Origin of the sequence: Magnetospirillum aberrantis SpK (assembly GCF_011022235.1) — a bacterium.
GTDB lineage: Bacteria > Pseudomonadota > Alphaproteobacteria > Rhodospirillales > Magnetospirillaceae > Magnetospirillum > Magnetospirillum aberrantis.
Window position 1 is genome coordinate 133,108 of sequence record NZ_JAAIYP010000044.1, and the last position, 14,858, is coordinate 147,965.

General features: G+C 65.8%; 14 protein-coding genes. 5 read left to right on the top strand and 9 right to left on the bottom strand.

The window, feature by feature from the left end:
* The first annotated feature begins 13 nt into the window (after window positions 1-13).
* Window positions 14-1,270 (top strand): sodium ion-translocating decarboxylase subunit beta, encoded by a 1,257-nt coding sequence (locus tag G4223_RS17595; RefSeq protein WP_163682418.1) that lies wholly within the window; start codon window positions 14-16, stop codon window positions 1,268-1,270.
* Between the two features lie 25 nt (window positions 1,271-1,295).
* Here G4223_RS17595 and G4223_RS17600 read toward each other — a convergent pair whose 3' ends face one another.
* From G4223_RS17600 to G4223_RS17625, 6 genes are all read right to left on the bottom strand, one after another.
* Window positions 1,296-1,844, bottom strand: coding sequence for a recombinase family protein (locus tag G4223_RS17600; RefSeq protein ID WP_163682420.1), 549 nt, complete (start codon window positions 1,842-1,844; stop codon window positions 1,296-1,298).
* A 279-nt stretch (window positions 1,845-2,123) separates the two neighbouring features.
* Window positions 2,124-3,257, bottom strand: coding sequence for a murein transglycosylase A (mltA, locus tag G4223_RS17605; protein WP_163682423.1), 1,134 nt, complete (start codon window positions 3,255-3,257; stop codon window positions 2,124-2,126).
* A 514-nt stretch (window positions 3,258-3,771) separates the two neighbouring features.
* Complete coding sequence (locus tag G4223_RS17610; protein WP_163682425.1) at window positions 3,772-4,452, bottom strand: ABC transporter ATP-binding protein; 681 nt, start codon at window positions 4,450-4,452, stop codon at window positions 3,772-3,774.
* Window positions 4,449-5,702, bottom strand: a complete 1,254-nt coding sequence (locus tag G4223_RS17615; protein ID WP_163682428.1) for an FtsX-like permease family protein — start codon at window positions 5,700-5,702, stop codon at window positions 4,449-4,451. Before G4223_RS17615 ends, G4223_RS17610 begins: the two co-directional genes overlap by 4 nt.
* A gap of 10 nt (window positions 5,703-5,712) precedes the next feature.
* A complete protein-coding gene (locus tag G4223_RS17620) occupies window positions 5,713-6,726 on the bottom strand; it encodes an efflux RND transporter periplasmic adaptor subunit (protein WP_163682430.1) in 1,014 nt (337 codons plus the stop codon).
* An 81-nt stretch (window positions 6,727-6,807) separates the two neighbouring features.
* Entirely contained in the window at window positions 6,808-8,079 is a 1,272-nt protein-coding gene (locus tag G4223_RS17625; RefSeq protein ID WP_163682432.1) for a YihY family inner membrane protein, read from the bottom strand.
* 79 nt (window positions 8,080-8,158) lie between these two features.
* Between G4223_RS17625 and fabI the strand changes: the two genes are divergently transcribed.
* Window positions 8,159-8,977 carry an enoyl-ACP reductase FabI gene (fabI, locus tag G4223_RS17630; protein WP_163682435.1) on the top strand — a complete coding sequence of 273 codons (819 nt, stop codon included), beginning with the start codon at window positions 8,159-8,161 and terminating at the stop codon, window positions 8,975-8,977.
* Window positions 8,978-8,989: 12 nt separating this feature from the next.
* Entirely contained in the window at window positions 8,990-10,078 is a 1,089-nt protein-coding gene (gene aroC, locus G4223_RS17635; RefSeq protein WP_163682437.1) for a chorismate synthase, read from the top strand.
* Between the two features lie 16 nt (window positions 10,079-10,094).
* Here aroC and G4223_RS17640 read toward each other — a convergent pair whose 3' ends face one another.
* Window positions 10,095-10,571, bottom strand: coding sequence for a hypothetical protein (locus tag G4223_RS17640; protein ID WP_163682439.1), 477 nt, complete (start codon window positions 10,569-10,571; stop codon window positions 10,095-10,097).
* Window positions 10,572-10,717: 146 nt separating this feature from the next.
* On the opposite strand from G4223_RS17640, the gene sppA reads away from it, so the two are divergent.
* Together sppA and G4223_RS17650 are read left to right on the top strand one after the other, a co-directional pair.
* Complete coding sequence (sppA, locus tag G4223_RS17645; protein WP_163682440.1) at window positions 10,718-12,487, top strand: signal peptide peptidase SppA; 1,770 nt, start codon at window positions 10,718-10,720, stop codon at window positions 12,485-12,487.
* A complete protein-coding gene (locus G4223_RS17650; RefSeq protein ID WP_163682442.1) occupies window positions 12,484-13,224 on the top strand; it encodes an SDR family NAD(P)-dependent oxidoreductase in 741 nt (246 codons plus the stop codon). Before sppA ends, G4223_RS17650 begins: the two co-directional genes overlap by 4 nt.
* Before the next feature lie 9 nt (window positions 13,225-13,233).
* Here G4223_RS17650 and G4223_RS17655 read toward each other — a convergent pair whose 3' ends face one another.
* Both G4223_RS17655 and G4223_RS17660 read right to left on the bottom strand, forming a co-directional pair.
* Window positions 13,234-14,013 (bottom strand): MlaA family lipoprotein, encoded by a 780-nt coding sequence (locus G4223_RS17655; protein WP_163682444.1) that lies wholly within the window; start codon window positions 14,011-14,013, stop codon window positions 13,234-13,236.
* On the bottom strand, window positions 14,010-14,843 hold the full coding sequence (locus G4223_RS17660; protein ID WP_338086917.1) for an MlaA family lipoprotein: 834 nt from the start codon (window positions 14,841-14,843) through the stop codon (window positions 14,010-14,012). Before G4223_RS17660 ends, G4223_RS17655 begins: the two co-directional genes overlap by 4 nt.
* Window positions 14,844-14,858: the final 15 nt, after the last annotated feature.

The following is a 14,858-nucleotide window of genomic DNA, read 5'->3' on the forward strand; positions in this document are numbered from 1 at the left end:
CTGGAGAACGGCCATGGAGCGCCTGAACGTCCTTGACCTGTTCCAGGGCATCGCCACGCTGGTGGCGGCCGACCCCTCCATCCTGATCATGCGTCTGGCGCTGATCGGGCTGGGGGTGCTGTTGATCTACCTGGGCAAGAAGGGCGTGCTCGAGGCCCTGTTGATGATTCCCATGGGGCTGGGCATGGCGACCATCAACGCCGCGGTCCTGTTCATTCCCCAAGGCGGCTGGCTGCGTCCCGGTCCCAACCAGATTTTCGTCGATGCCCTGGCCAGCGCCGACACCGCGCTTCAGACCACCCAGTTGATGAACATCCTTCAGATCAACTGGCTCCAGCCCATCTACACCTTCACTTTTTCCAACGGCCTGATCGCCTGCATGGTGTTCCTGGGGATCGGCGTGCTGCTGGACGTGGGTTACGTGATGGCGCGGCCGTTCCAGAGCATGTTCCTTGCGCTGTTCGGCGAGTTGGGAACCATCGTGATCTATCCCATCGCCATCGCCATGGGGCTGACGCCGGGACAGGCGGCGTCGGTGGCCATCATCGGCGGCGCCGACGGGCCGATGGTGCTGTTCACCTCGTTGTCCTTGGCGCGCGAATTGTTCGTGCCGATCACCGTGGTCGCCTATCTTTATCTGGGGCTGACTTATGGCGGCTATCCCTATCTGATCCGGCTGATGGTGCCGAAAAAGCTGCGGGCCTTGCCCATGCCGCCGCCCAAATCCACCAAGCCCATCACCTCGACCCAGAAAATGGCCTTCGCGGTGGTGATGTGCATCCTGTTGTCGCTGTTGTTCCCGGTGGCCGCGCCGTTGATCCTGTGCCTGTTCCTGGGAGTGGTGATCAGGGAAAGCGGGCTGGTGCCGTTCATGGATTTGCTGAGCGGGGTGTTCCTGTATGGCGGCACCTTCTTCCTGGGGCTGTTGCTGGGCGTGTTGTGCGAGGCCCGGCTGTTGCTTGATCCCCAGGTGCTCAAGCTGCTGTTGCTGGGCATGCTGGCGCTGCTGATCTCGGGCATCGGCGGCATCCTGGGCGGCTATGTGCTGTATTTCATGACCGGGCGGAAATACAACCCGGTCATCGGCATCGCCGCGGTGTCATGCGTGCCCACCACCGCGAAGGTCGCGCAGAAAGAGGTGTCCAAGGCCAACCCGGCGGCCATCGTCATGCCCCATGCCCTGGGGGTCAACATTTCCGGTGTCATCACCACCGCCATCATGGCGGCCATCTACGTGACACTGATCCAGGCCATGTATCCGGCCCACTGACGTCGGAGACGCTTGCGGCGGCGGTCTATTCGCCGCCGCCGGCCTGGGCCTCGGCGCGTTGAAGCAGGCGCATCACCGTGGTCGGGTGCACCCCCAGCGTGCGGGCGATCGAGGCGTAGGTGCGGCCCGCCGCCAGATCGTCGCGCACCATGCGTACCAATTGATCGTCCAGCTTGCGCGGTCGGCCCGGCTGGGCCCCGCGCAAGGCCGCGTCCTCACGCCCGACGCGGCGCCGTTCAGCCAACAGGCGGCGGTCGAAATCGGCCAGTGCCACCAAAGCGTTGCGCGCCGCCGGAATGGACGTGTCGATCCGTTCCGCCGCCAGCCGCAGGGTCGCCCCCGCCCGATGCACCCGATGGCACACCCGCAGCAATTCGCCGATCGATACCGCCAGATGGGGAATGGATGGCGACACCAGCACGTCGCCTCCGCTCAGATCGGCCAACAGCCGAATTCGGGCGTCGTCGCGCCCGACCGGGTCGGATTCGATACGCAAGCAGCGTTCGGCACGCAGGATCGCCTGGGGCGCGCCCGCTTCCTCGACATCAATGCGACGGAAATAGCCGACGATCACGAATGGATTCTCCGTTTCACAAGCTGGTCCGCAAGGTTGTCCACTTTCCCCAGCTTGTCCACAGGTTTCGCACGGCGTTTCCGCAGCTTTTGGCGCGGTTGACCGTTGGGGGAGAGGCGATGGCAAGCAAGCGTTTTTAGGTGCGACAGTTTCATGCAGTGATGTTTTGCACGATCCGGCGCAGGAACATGGGATCTTTTGCCCACAGCCCCAGGAATGGACCTTCCAGCGGTGTCGGCCGACCGTCTGGAACGCCCATGCCCGAGTGTTGGGCGGGGGTCACGGTCGCGGCAGCAACAGCCAGGCGCGGCCGAAATGCTTGAGATGGCCGGCGAAGTCCTCGGCCTTGGCGCCGGCTCCGGCGTAGATGTCGATGCGGCCCACACCCTTGATGGCGCCGCCGCGATCCTGGACCGCCATCAACCGGGGTTGGTACGATGCCACCCGGCCCTGGTCGTCCAGGATCGGCATCTCGATCAGCACCATGGCACCCAGCGGCAGCACCGAACTGTCGGCGGCGACGCTGCGGAACGGCACCAAAGGCACCGCCGCCGCGCCGGTGACCGCCGCGATGTCGGTGGTGAAGAAGGAATAAGAAGGGTTGAGGTCCATCACCTCGCGTACGCGGGCGGGATGGCGGGCGAACCAATCCTTGATCGCCGCCATGGAAATCTCTTGGGCGGGGATTTCACCCTGGGCCACCAGATACTTGCCGATGCTGACATAAGGATGGCCGTTCTTGCCGCCATACGAGAACAGGCGGCTGGTGCCGGCGGTGTCGAAGCCGTATCCCGATCCCTGGACCTGAAGGAAGTAAAGTCCGATCAAGTCGTCGGTCCAGGCTAGTTCCAAGCCCTTGCCGCTCAGCGCGCCCTCGTCGATCTCCTTGCGGTTGGGCAAGAGTTCGGCCATGCCGGTGGGGCGGCGATACAGCGGGAAGCGGAAGGTGTCGGACGGCCTGTCGGAAATGCGGATGCTGGGGGTGAAATAGCCGGTGAACCGCACGTTGCCCTGGCCGTCGCCCTTGAGGATATAGGGCTGGACGTATTCGCCCAAGGGGCGGCCGCTGCCGGCCCATTGGCGCAGACGCTCGACCGTGCCTTTCAGGTCGGCGGCGGTGACGCGCCGTCCGACGCCGTCGAAGGTCGCCGCCGGTTCGCCCTTGGCCTTGTCCAGGGCGCGGGCCTGGTTGTCCAGCATGGACATCAGGGCGGCGCGATCCTCGCCGGCCAGGGGGGCTTCGTTCGGCAGCGACGCCACCGGGGTAAACACCGACCCGAGCGCCGGAAACGACGGGTCGCGGCCATCGCCGACAAAAGGCGGCAGATCGTCCGCCGCCGTGGCGCTTCCCGTCCCCAGGGCGAGTGCCGCCGCCAGCACGTAAATCCTTGCCGCCGCCAACCCCATCGCCATGCCATTTCTCCCGCGTCGCGTCGTGTGTTCCCGTCGTTGGCCGATTATGGCATCGCGACAGCGGTTTGCCTGCTTAATTTCTTGGCTGCATCTCCTGTGGATAAAATGCCGGCTCATGCCGTCACCAAGATGATCGCGGTGTAAATGCGTCGATGCGAAATGATAATGCATAATGTGGAATGCCGGGGTTTTTCGATTCCAGGCAGAGGTTTCGAGTATGAATGGCCGTTACAATGCGCGTGCAAAATAATAATGCGAAAAATGTTGAAAACCTGTTGGAATGGTGGGGATGAATGATCCCGGATGATGTGGCGGCAGCCTCTGTTCCATGGCGACACGCGACTGGTTGGGTGATGGCGCCGGGGGGCGCCAGGTGGTTCCGTGGGCTTTGTTCAGATGCTCACAAGGGCTGTTCATGCCCATGTCCATAGCCGCATGAACGCTTGCACATTGCGTGCGAAATAATGCTGCGAAATAGATGGATAAAGTTGGGGAATCTGTGGAAAACGTCCGATCAGTCGTCGACGATGACGCCGTCCACCAGATGCACCCGTCGGTCGGCCAGTTCGGCCAAATGGGTGTCGTGGGTCACCACCACCACCGAGCGGTTCTGGCGGTGGGCCAGGTCGCGGAACAGTTCGAACACGATCTGGGCGGTGTGGGTGTCCAGATTGCCGGTGGGCTCGTCCGCCAACAGGATGGGCGGATCGTTGGCCAGTGCCCGGGCGATGGCGACGCGCTGGCGTTGGCCGCCCGAAAGCTGGTCGGGGCGTTTGTGCCGGTGCTCGCCCAGTTCCAGGGTTTCAAGCAACTCGGTGGCGCGGCGGCGGATGGCGCGGTCGTCCAGCCGGTCCAGCCGCCTCATGGGAATTTCCACGTTGGTCTGCGAGGTGAATTCCGGCAGCAGGAAATGGAACTGGAAGACAAAGCCCAGCCGCTCCAGCCGCAGCGCGGCGGCCTGGTCGGGCGAAAGGTTCGAGGTTTCGGCGCCCTGGATCGCCACCGTGCCGGCGCTGGGCCGGTCCAACAACCCTAACAGATAAAGCAGCGACGACTTTCCCGACCCCGACGGGCCGGTGACGGCGACGAATTCGCCGGGGGCGACGCGGAAGTCGATGTCGCGCACCAAGGTCACCGGCACCGGGCCGGGAAGCTCGCGGGTGACCTTGCGGGTCTCGATGGCGAAAGCGCTCATCCGGCACCCCGCACGATGTCCACCGGGTTCAGGCGGCTGGCGCGCCGCGCCGGAATCCACGCGGCCAGGGTGGCGGACAGGATGGCCATGCCGCCGCTGATCAGGTAATGGCGCGGCGTGCGGTACAGGATGAAGCCCTGGGCCTTGACGAAGCCTTCCATGGCGAAGCGCAGGGTGCCCATGAACTCGACGATGCCGTAACCCAGGGCCCAGCCGATCACCGTGCCGAGAACGCCGACCATCAACCCCTCCATCAGGAAGATGCGGCGGATGTCGGCGTCGCGGAATCCCATGGATTTCAGGATGCCGATGTCGCGGGTCTTCTCGAACACCACGGTCGAGATGACGTTGAAGATGCCGAAACAGGCGACGATCAGGATGGCGCTGACCGTGGAATACATGATCACGTTCTGGATGACGAAGATGCCCAGCACGTTGCGCGACTGTTCCTGCCACGGTTCGGCGCGGTATCCGAACTGGCGCTCGATGCGCGCGGCCAGGGGCGCGGCCTGTTCCACGTCGTCAAGGCGGATGTTGATGCGGTTGATGACGTTGGCCCGGCCTTGCAGCACCTGCGCCTTCTTCAACAGGACGTAGGTGTCGAAATTGTCCATCAGCGTCAGGCCGGAACTGAAGATTCCCACCACTTTCATCTTCAGCACCACGCCGGTCGGCGACACCACGCTGATCAGGTCGTCCATGCGGATGCCGCCGCGCTTGGCGACGCCGTCGCCGATGATGATGCCGTTGGCGGTGGTGTAGAGCGCGTCGAGCGTCGCCCCCTCGACTAGATCCTTTTCCAGGTGGCTGACCCGGCGTTGCCGTTCGGGCACGATGCCGGTGACGTTGGCCGACACGTCCTTGCCGCCGAAACGCAGCAAGATGTTGCCCGACAAGGTGGGCGCCACGTGGATGCCCGCTTCCTCTTCCAGCACCGCCAGCATGGAGCGGGCGCCGCGAATGCCGCGGGTCTCGTCCAGCGGCTTGAGCCCGCGCAGGTCGAGCGCGCCGTCGCCGTACAGCACCTCCACCGGCTGGCGCGGCGGGTCGCGGAAATCGTCCTTGACGATGATGTGGGGCTGGATGTCGATGATGCGCGAGATGAAATCCTGTTGGAAGCCCTGCATCATCGAGGCGATGGCGATGAAAAAGGCGACGCCCAGGCTGACGCCCAACAGCGACACCAGCGTCTGGCGGCGGCGGTGCGCCAGATGCTGAAGCGCGATGTCGAGACCAAGCGGCAAGGCCACGGCTGGCTCCTCAGGGCTTGGCGCGGACGCGCTCGCCCGGCTTCAGGCCGGTGGGCGGCGCGGCCAGCACGCGGTCTTCGGCGCTCAATCCGTCCTTCACCTCGATCCGGTTGCGGCCCCGGATGCCGATGGTGACCGGCCGTTCGCTGGCGACGCCGTCCTCGGCCACGTAAACCTTGCCGTCCACCAGGGCGGTCGAGGGGACCAAAAGCGCGTCGGCGGTCTCGGCGGTGACGATGTTGACTTCGGTGGTCATGCCGACCATCAGCGGCGTGTCGTCGGGCAAGGTGACACGCACGCGGAACGTCTTGTTGATCGGGTCGCCCTTGGGGGTGACGCGGCCGACGCGGGCTTCCAGCACCTGACCGGGGAAGCTGTCGGATTTGATCAGGACCTTCTGGCCCGGCTGGACACGAGGAATGTCCTCTTCGTCCACGTCCACGGTCAGGCGCAGCGGTCGGGGATCGCCGATCCAGAACAGAACGTCGTTGACGCCCACCACTTCGCCCACTTCGAAATCGCGGCGCATGACTTGGCCGTCGATGGGGGCGACGACCAGCAAATCGGCGCGCCGCTGGCGGCTGGCGGCGATGGCGGCGGTGATCTGGTTCAGTTCGCTCTTGTCTTTTTCATAGGCGTCGCGTGAGCGTACGCCGCTTTGCACCAGCGCCGCCGAGCGGTTCATCTGCTCGCGCCAATAGGCGGCCTTGGCCTCAAGCTCGGCGACCCGCGCCCCGGCCTCGCGGTCGTCCAGGCGGGCCAGGGGGTGGCCGCGCGTCACATGTTCGCCCTCGCGCACCAGGATTTCCGCCAGCCGCCCCGGCGTCACCGCCGCCACCTTGGCCCAGTTTTCGGGTTCGACCACACCGGTGGCATAGACCGCCTCGACCGCCGGGCCGCGCGTGGGCTGCGCCAGTTCCACCACCCGGGCGCTGTTGCGGAACCACCATGCGCCACCAGCGGCGGCCAGTGCGGCCAGCACCAGCAGCGACAGCAATAGACGACGCAGACGGCGGGATGTCATGGGCGGTGGGTGTCCTTCGCTGTTGGGTGGCCCTGTGTGACGGAAAGGAGGGCGGGGAACAAGTTAAATATTAGAAAGAACTTAAGTGACAAGGTCACGCAACGGCACGTCCAGGGCGGCGCGCTGCCGCTCTCGGGCCTCGGCCACCAATGGCGCCACCTTGGCCCGCCAGGGGGCCGCCGACAACAGTTCGTCATCCAGGGCCAGGTTCAGTTCCAGCGCCGTCGCCAGATCGGCCAAGGTGGTGTGGTCCAGGTCGCGGGCCAGCAGATGGCGGCCGCCGGCCAGGGGGGCGGCGAAACCGGAATCGCACAGCCGTTGCAGAACCGCGTTGAGTTCCGGTTCGGCGGCGGCGGTGGCCGCCAACAGGTCCTGGCGGGCGGCGCCCTTGCTGGCTGCGGTCATGGCCTGTTGCAGGCGGGCCAATACCTCCAGCGCCAGGGTCAGGCGGCGGGCGCCCTTGGCGCGGCGGGTGGTCTCGTGGTGGCCGGCCCGCCATTCGGGCAAGGCGGCGGTGATCTCGGCGCCCACCAGCACCACCCCCCACGACAGGAACATCCAGAACAGGAAGATGGGAACCGCCGCGACCGCGCCGTAAAGGTTGGTGTAGGCCTTGGAACTGGTGACGTAGAAGGCGAAGCCCCAGCGCAGCCCGGCGAACAGCACCGCCGCCACCACCGCCCCGGCCACGGCGTCCTTGACCTGGACGCGGCGATTGGGGATGGCTGCGTAAAGTCCGGTGAACACCAGGACCGTCAACAGGAACGGCAGCGGCAGCGACAGCATGGGGCTGACCGCCTGGGCCATGGGCCACGCCTTGGCCGCCGCCACATAGCCCTGAAGCGAGACGGCGACGCCCAGCAGCAAGGGGCCAAGGGTGAGACCCGTCCAATAGATCAGCAGCTTGGACAGCAGCGGCCGTTCGCGGGCCACCCGGAAGATCATGTTGAAGGCGCGTTCGATGGTCACCAACAGCATGACGGCGGTGAGAGCCAACCCGACCACGCCGGCGGCGGTCAGCTTGCCGGCATTGGCGATGAAGCGGTTGATCTGGGTTTCCACCACGTTGCCGATGGCCGGCACCAGATTCTTGACGGCGGCGCCGATCAGGTCGGCGCGGATCGCGTCGAAGGCGGGAAAGGCGGCCAGCATGGCCAGCGCGATGGCGATCAGCGGCACCAGCGACAACAACGAGGTGTAGCTGAGCGCGGCGGCGATGCGGGTCGCCCCGTCGGCTTGGAAGCGTTTCGCCACGAACCGCAGGAAACCGACGAAACGCCGTGCCCTGGCACGCATGATCAGGGCTTCGGCATGGCCGTGGGTCGGCTTTGCGTCTTGTTGGGTTCTCTCCACCTTTGCCCCCCGTTCGGTTTCGTGTAGGATGCCGCCCGCCTTGAACAGGCTTACCATAGCATTACGCAAAGAGGATCGCATGACCGCTCCTACACCCCTGATGGCCGGAAAAAAGGGCCTGATCATGGGCGTCGCCAACGACCGCTCCATCGCCTGGGGCATCGCCAAGGCGTGCCGGGCCCAGGGGGCCGAGCTGGCGTTCACCTATCTGGGCGAGGCGCTGGAGAAGCGCGTGCGTCCGCTGGCTCAGGAAGCCGGCTCGAACATCGTGCTGCCCTGTGACGTCGCCGACGAAGCGTCCATCGACGCCACCTTCGACGCCATCAAGAAGGAATGGGGCAAGCTGGATTTCGTGGTCCACGCCATCGGCTTCAGTGACAAGGACGAGCTGCGCGGCCGCTACGCCGACACCTCGTTGCAGAACTTCCTGAACACCATGCACATCTCGGTGTTCTCGTTCACCTCGGTGGCCAGGCGTGCCGCCGACATGATGCCGGATGGCGGTTCGCTCCTGACGCTGACCTATTATGGCGCCGAGCGGGTGATGCCGCATTACAACGTCATGGGCGTGGCCAAGGCGGCGCTGGAAGCCAGCGTGCGCTATCTGGCCGTCGATCTGGGCCGTCAGAACATCCGCGTCAACTCGCTGTCGGCCGGTCCGATGAAGACCCTGGCCGCCTCGGGCATCGGCGACTTCCGCTATATCCTCAAGTGGAACGAATACAACAGCCCGCTCAAGCGCAACGTCACCTTGGACGACGTCGGCGGTTCGGGCCTTTATCTGCTGTCCGACCTGGCGTCGGGCGTGACCGGCGAATGCCATCACGTGGACAGCGGCTACCACGTTGTCGGCATGAAGGCGGTGGACGCCCCCGACATCACCGTGGCCAAGGACTAAAAGGGGACATCCGTGTCGGGCAACGGCTTCGGCCATACTTTTCGCTTCACCACCTTCGGCGAAAGCCATGGTCCGGCCATCGGTTGCGTGATCGATGGCGTGCCGCCCCGGCTGTCCTTGTCGGAAGCGGACATCCAGCCCTGGCTGGATGCCCGCAAGCCCGGCCAGAACCGTTTCATGACCCAACGCCGCGAACCCGATCAGGTCAAGATCCTGTCGGGGGTGTTCGACGGCGTCACCACCGGCACCTCCATCGGCCTGTTGATCGAGAACACCGACCAGCGGTCCAAGGATTACGGCGAGATCAAGGACACCTTCCGTCCCGGTCATGCCGATTGGGTCTATGAACAGAAATACGGCCTGCGCGATTATCGCGGCGGCGGTCGGTCAAGCGCGCGGGAAACCGCCATGCGTGTCGCCGCCGGCGCGGTGGCGCGTGTCATCCTGAACGCCCTGGTTCCCGGCGGGATCGTCATCCGCGGCGCCATGGTGCAAATGGGACCGCATGCCATCGATCCCGGCCGCTGGGATTGGGCGGCGCGCGAGCAAAATCCATTCTGGTGTCCCGATGCCGACACCGTGCCGCATTGGGAAGGGTTCCTGGACGGCGTACGCAAGGCCGGGTCCAGCACCGGCGGCGTGGTCGAGGTGGTGGCCTCGGGTGTGCCGGTGGGCCTGGGCGCGCCGGTTTACGACAAATTGGACGCCGACCTCGCCAAGGCGATGATGAGCATCAACGCCGTCAAGGGCGTGGAAATCGGTGCCGGCTTCCTGGCCGCCCAATTGTCGGGCGAGGACAACGCCGACGAAATGCGCATGGGAGCGGACGGCCGCGTCCAATTCCAGTCCAACAATGCCGGCGGCATCCTGGGCGGCATCTCCACCGGCCAGGACATCGTGTTGCGCATGGCGATCAAGCCGACCAGCTCGATCCTGGTTCCCAAGAAAAGCGTGGACCGTTTCGGCAACGACATCGACGTCGTCACCAAGGGGCGTCACGACCCCTGCGTCGCCATCCGTGCCGTGCCGGTGGCCGAGGCGATGATGGCGGTGACCTTGGCCGACCACCTGTTGCGTCATCGCGCCCAGTGCGGCGGCTGATCGGGAAACCCCGGCCTTAGGGCGCGGCTTTTTCCTCGGGTTTGTATTGCTTGCCCTGCCAGCGCAGCACCACCTTGCCGCTGTCCAGGCTGTGCCAGCCGTCGTGGCTCTCGCTGGTGACGAACACCGTGTCTTCGTCGCCCCAACTCCAGCCGATGGCGAACCACCGGCCCTTGCGCCACTGCGCCACCACGAAGGGAAAGCCCTGCGCGGCCTCCCAGGAGGGGGAATCGACCAGCAACACCAGCTCGGCCTTGCCGTCGCCGTTCAGGTCGGTGCGGCCCAGGCGCAGGTTGTCGCGGGTGAAGGCGTTCTCGCCATAGCCGTTGTAGTATTCCGGCCAAAATGCGTAGACCAGATCGGCGATGTCGTCGGGCAGGTTTTCCGTTGGTGGCACCAACGGTACCTGGGCCAGAAGACGCGGTTCCTCGGTTGCCCAGGCCGGGGCGGCAAGGGCAAGGCAGGCCAGAAACAGGGCGGCGACGCGGGTCATGGGGTGTTCGTGCTCCGAAGCGGCGGGAGCATAAAGGCCGTCTGGTCCGCCGTCAATGCACCCTGGTCATGGGGCTGGGGTTGACCGGCGGCGCTGGCGCGCTTACACCCAACACAGGACGGTTGAAACCAAAAGGATGTACCGCCATGCGCCGGATCGGTCGCTTCATCGTCGTGTCGTTGGCCGTGATCGGCCTGTTGTTCGTGGTGGGGCTTGGTCTTGCCATCTGGGGGGCGGTCGCGTTGCATGGCAAGGGTGGGCAAAGCATGCCCAAGCACATGCTGTTGACGCTGGATCTTGAACATGAATTCCGCGACGCGCCATCGCGCGATCCGTTTTCCGCCCTGACTCAAAACGACAGCTACGTCACCCGCGACGTGGTTGCCGGGATCGACCGGGCGGCCGGCGATCCCCGCGTGGTCGGCTTGTTCGCCACTGTCGGCCAAGCCAAGATGGGGATGGCCCGTGCCCAGGAAATCCGAGACGCCGTCGCCCGCTTCCGGGCCGCCGGCAAGCCGGCGGTGGTGTTCGCCGAAACCTTGGGCGAATTCGGCAACGGCACGCTGGAAACCTATGTGGCCAGTGCCTTCGGTCAAGTGTGGCTGCAACCGTCGGGCGACGTCGGCTTGACCGGCTTCATGGCGGAAAGCCCGTTCTTGCGCGGCACGCTCGACCTGTTGGGGATCGAACCGCAATTCGCCGGGCGCAAGGAATACAAGACCGCCATCGAGACCTTCACCGAAAAGCAGTACAGCCCGGCCAACGCCGAAACCATCAATGGTTTGTTGGACGGCTGGTCGGGTCAGGTGATCGCCGGCATCGCCGAGGCGCGGCGCCTGCCCGCCGACAAGGTGGGCGCGTTGTTCGGCAAGGGACCCTTCGTGTCGTCCGAAGCGCTGTCGGCCGGTCTGGTGGACAAGCTCGGCTATCGTGACGAAGCCCTGACCGCCGCCCAGGGCGATGCCAAGCCAGAGGAAGTGGATATCGCCGACTACGCCAAGGCGGCGGACAGCGGCAAGGGCACCAAGGTCGCGTTGATCACCGGCGAGGGCGCGATCATGCGCGGCAAGGCGGAAAGCCCGTGGGGCGGCGAGGACGGCTTCGGTTCCGAAACCATCGCCGGCGCCTTGCGCGACGCCGTCGACGACGACGAGGTCAAGGCCGTCTTGTTCCGCGTCGACAGCCCTGGCGGCTCCTACGTCGCCTCCGACACGGTGTGGCACGAGGTCATGCGCGCCCGCGCCGCCGGCAAGCCGGTAGTGGTCAGCATGGGCAACACCGCCGCTTCGGGTGGTTATTTCGTGGCCATGGGCGCCGACCGCGTGGTCGCCCAGCCGGGCACCGTCACCGGGTCCATCGGCGTGTTTACCGGCAAGATGGTGATGGCCGATTTCTGGCCCAAGCTGGGCGTCAGTTGGGACGAACTGCATCGCGGCGAGAATTCGGTGATGTGGAGCGCCAACAAGCCCTTCACTCCCCAGGCCTGGGACCGGGTCAACGTCATGCTGGACCGCATCTACGCCGACTTCACCGCCAAGGCGGCCCAGGCCCGTAAGATGCCGGTGGAGAAGCTGGAGCAATACGCCCGCGGCCGGGTGTGGACCGGGGCCGAGGCGGCACGGTTGGGGTTGGTGGACGCCCTGGGCGGTTATGACGTGGCCGAGGCGCAGATCAGGACCCTACTCAAGTTGCCGGCCGACGCGCCCTTGGCCATGAAGGCGTTTCCCGAGCCGCAATCGCCGTTGCAGATGCTGGCCCGGTTGGCATCGCGCGGCGGCGTCGCCGAGGAGGAAGGCGCCCAAACCCTGTTGCGGGCGGCGCGCGTGATGGCGCCGGTGCTTGACAAGCTGGAGGCGGCGGGGCCGCGTGCCGGGGCCTTGCGGTTGCCGGTGACGCAAGGGGAGCTGCCGCGTTGAGCGGCCCCCCCAAAACGGTGGTGATCACCGGTGCCAGTCGGGGCATCGGCCATGTCACCGCGCGGCGGTTCCTGGCCGAGGGATGGCGGGTCCTCACCTGCGCCCGCGCCGAGGTGCCGCCGGAATGCAAGCGCGATCCCAACTGGGCCTATCACTTCGCCGTCGATCTGGCCGACCCGGCCGCCGCCGACGGTTTCGTGGCCGAGGCGCGCAAGCTGTTGGGCGACGATCCCCTGCATGCCTTGATCAATAATGCCGGCGTCAGTCCCAAGACGCCGTACAAGGAACGGCTTGGCGTCCTGAACGGCCCCATCGAGGGCTGGAAACAGGTGTTCGAGCTCAATTTCTTCGCTCCGCTCAGACTGGCGCGCGGTTTCGCCAGTGCCTTGCATCGGGGTAAGGGCTGTATCGTCAACATCACCTCGATCGCCGGCCATTACGTGCATCCCTTCGCCGGGTCGGCCTATTCCACCTCCAAGGCGGCGCTGTCGGGGCTGACCCGCGAGATGGCGGTTGAGTTCGCGCAATTGGGGGTGCGGGTCAACGCTGTGGCACCCGGCGAGATCAGCACCGAGATGATCTCGGCCGAATACGAAGCGTTGGTGCCGCGCATTCCGCTGGACCGCATGGGCACGCCCGAGGACGTGGCCGGCACCGTGTTCCGCCTGTGCGGCGAGGACTTCGCCTATGTCACCGGGTCCGAGGTGTTCGTCACCGGCGGCCAACACCTGTATTAAGATTCTGTATCACGGTTCCGGCGCGATCCGGGCGCTCAGCGAGCGCGACACCGGCGCCGGGCCGGCGGAACGGCGGAAGGGAACCGGCGGCGGTTCCTCGGCCTTGGCTGTCGTCTCGGGCGCTTGCGGGGCGCAGCCCTGGACCACATAGGCCTGATGCTGGTCGCGCAGGCTGACATAAGGGTCGTCGCCGCCGGCTTCGGCGGCGGTGGTGCTGTAGCGCAACCCGCCCGCCGCCACGCCCAGGTCGGTGACCACGTCGAACGCCACCAGCGCATAGGAAACCTGGCTGAAGGCATAGATCTGGATGGCGGCGCCGCCGGCGATCAACAGCGCGTAATTCAGGCTGGCCGGGCCGACCAGGGGCAGCACCAGATAATTGCCGGGCGGCACGCCCACCTGACAGGCCGATTCGATGAAGTCGCTTTCCTGGCGTTCCAGACCCATGGGGGTGGCGACGTCGAACAGGCCGGCGACGCCAATTGTCGAGTTGACCAGGAAGCGCCCGGTGGGCACCGCCATGCCGTGCAGGTCGCGGCGAAGCGCGCCGTTGATGATGAATTCGATCTCGGTCAGGTTGTGGTAGGCGTTGAGCAGGCCGGTCTGGACGGCGTCTGGCACATAGGGACCGACATTGTCCATGGTCGGGCCGACCACGTCGAGAACCAGGACCCGGTTAAAGTCGAACATGGCGCGGTTGAACGTTTCCAGCGGGTCCTCGGCCGCCTGGGCCACGCCGGGGGCCGCCAGCACCGCCGCAACAGCAGCCACGACGGCTAGGGTCTTCATGGCGTCACCCGCTCCGCTATGATCCGAGCCAACGGCCGCGTTGCCGCCGTGCGGCGGAACACCGCCGGGGCGACGGAAATCTTTGGCGGGGTGGCGGTGGTCTTCGGCGGGGCCGGTGCCGCGTCGGCCATGGTGTCGGCGCAGCCCTTGACCACATAGGCCTGATGCTGTTGGCGCAAGGTCTGGTAGGGATCGTCGCCGCCGGCTTCGGCGGCGCTGTTCATATAACGCAATCCGGCGGCCGAGCCGCCCAGGTCGATAATGATGAAATCCGCCGCCGCCAGGGTGGTGGAAATGAAGCTGAGGGCATAGACCTCGAGCGCGATGCCGCCGGCCAGGGCGGCGGCGGAATAGGTGTTGGCCGACCCCACCAGCGGCAGCACCACGTAAGGGCCGGGCGGCAGGCCGGTGTGGCACAGCGATTCGATGAAATCGGTTTCCTGTCGCGGCATGCCCATCGGCGTCGCCACGTCGAACAGGCCGGCGACGCCGATCGTCGAGTTGACGACGAACCGCCCGGCCGGAACCGCCATGCCCTTGAGGTCGCCGCGCAACGCGCCGTTCAGGACGAACTCGATTTCGGTCAGGTTGTTGTAGGCGTTCTTGAGCGAGGTCTTGACGCCGTCCGGCGTTCTTGGCCCCAAGGTGTCCACGGTGGGGTTGACCACTTTTGTGACCACCGCGCGGTTGAAGTCGAACATGGTGCGGTTGAACGATTCGAACGGGTCGTCGTTCGTGCTGGCCGCCCCAACCGGACACGGCGCCATCGCGGCGGTCGCAAGGACCGCCGCCAACAAGCGGGGCAGGAAACTCCCCGACCGTGGCGCCACGTGAAGCATGCTTCA

Coding starts and splice junctions, on each gene's coding strand:
- G4223_RS17595 (WP_163682418.1), top strand. CDS start 14: ATGGAGCGCCTGAACGTCCTTGACCTGTTCCAGGGCATCGCCACGCTG.
- mltA (WP_163682423.1), bottom strand. CDS start 3,257: ATGGCGATGGGGTTGGCGGCGGCAAGGATTTACGTGCTGGCGGCGGCA.
- G4223_RS17610 (WP_163682425.1), bottom strand. CDS start 4,452: ATGAGCGCTTTCGCCATCGAGACCCGCAAGGTCACCCGCGAGCTTCCC.
- G4223_RS17620 (WP_163682430.1), bottom strand. CDS start 6,726: ATGACATCCCGCCGTCTGCGTCGTCTATTGCTGTCGCTGCTGGTGCTG.
- fabI (WP_163682435.1), top strand. CDS start 8,159: ATGACCGCTCCTACACCCCTGATGGCCGGAAAAAAGGGCCTGATCATG.
- G4223_RS17640 (WP_163682439.1), bottom strand. CDS start 10,571: ATGACCCGCGTCGCCGCCCTGTTTCTGGCCTGCCTTGCCCTTGCCGCC.
- sppA (WP_163682440.1), top strand. CDS start 10,718: ATGCGCCGGATCGGTCGCTTCATCGTCGTGTCGTTGGCCGTGATCGGC.
- G4223_RS17655 (WP_163682444.1), bottom strand. CDS start 14,013: ATGAAGACCCTAGCCGTCGTGGCTGCTGTTGCGGCGGTGCTGGCGGCC.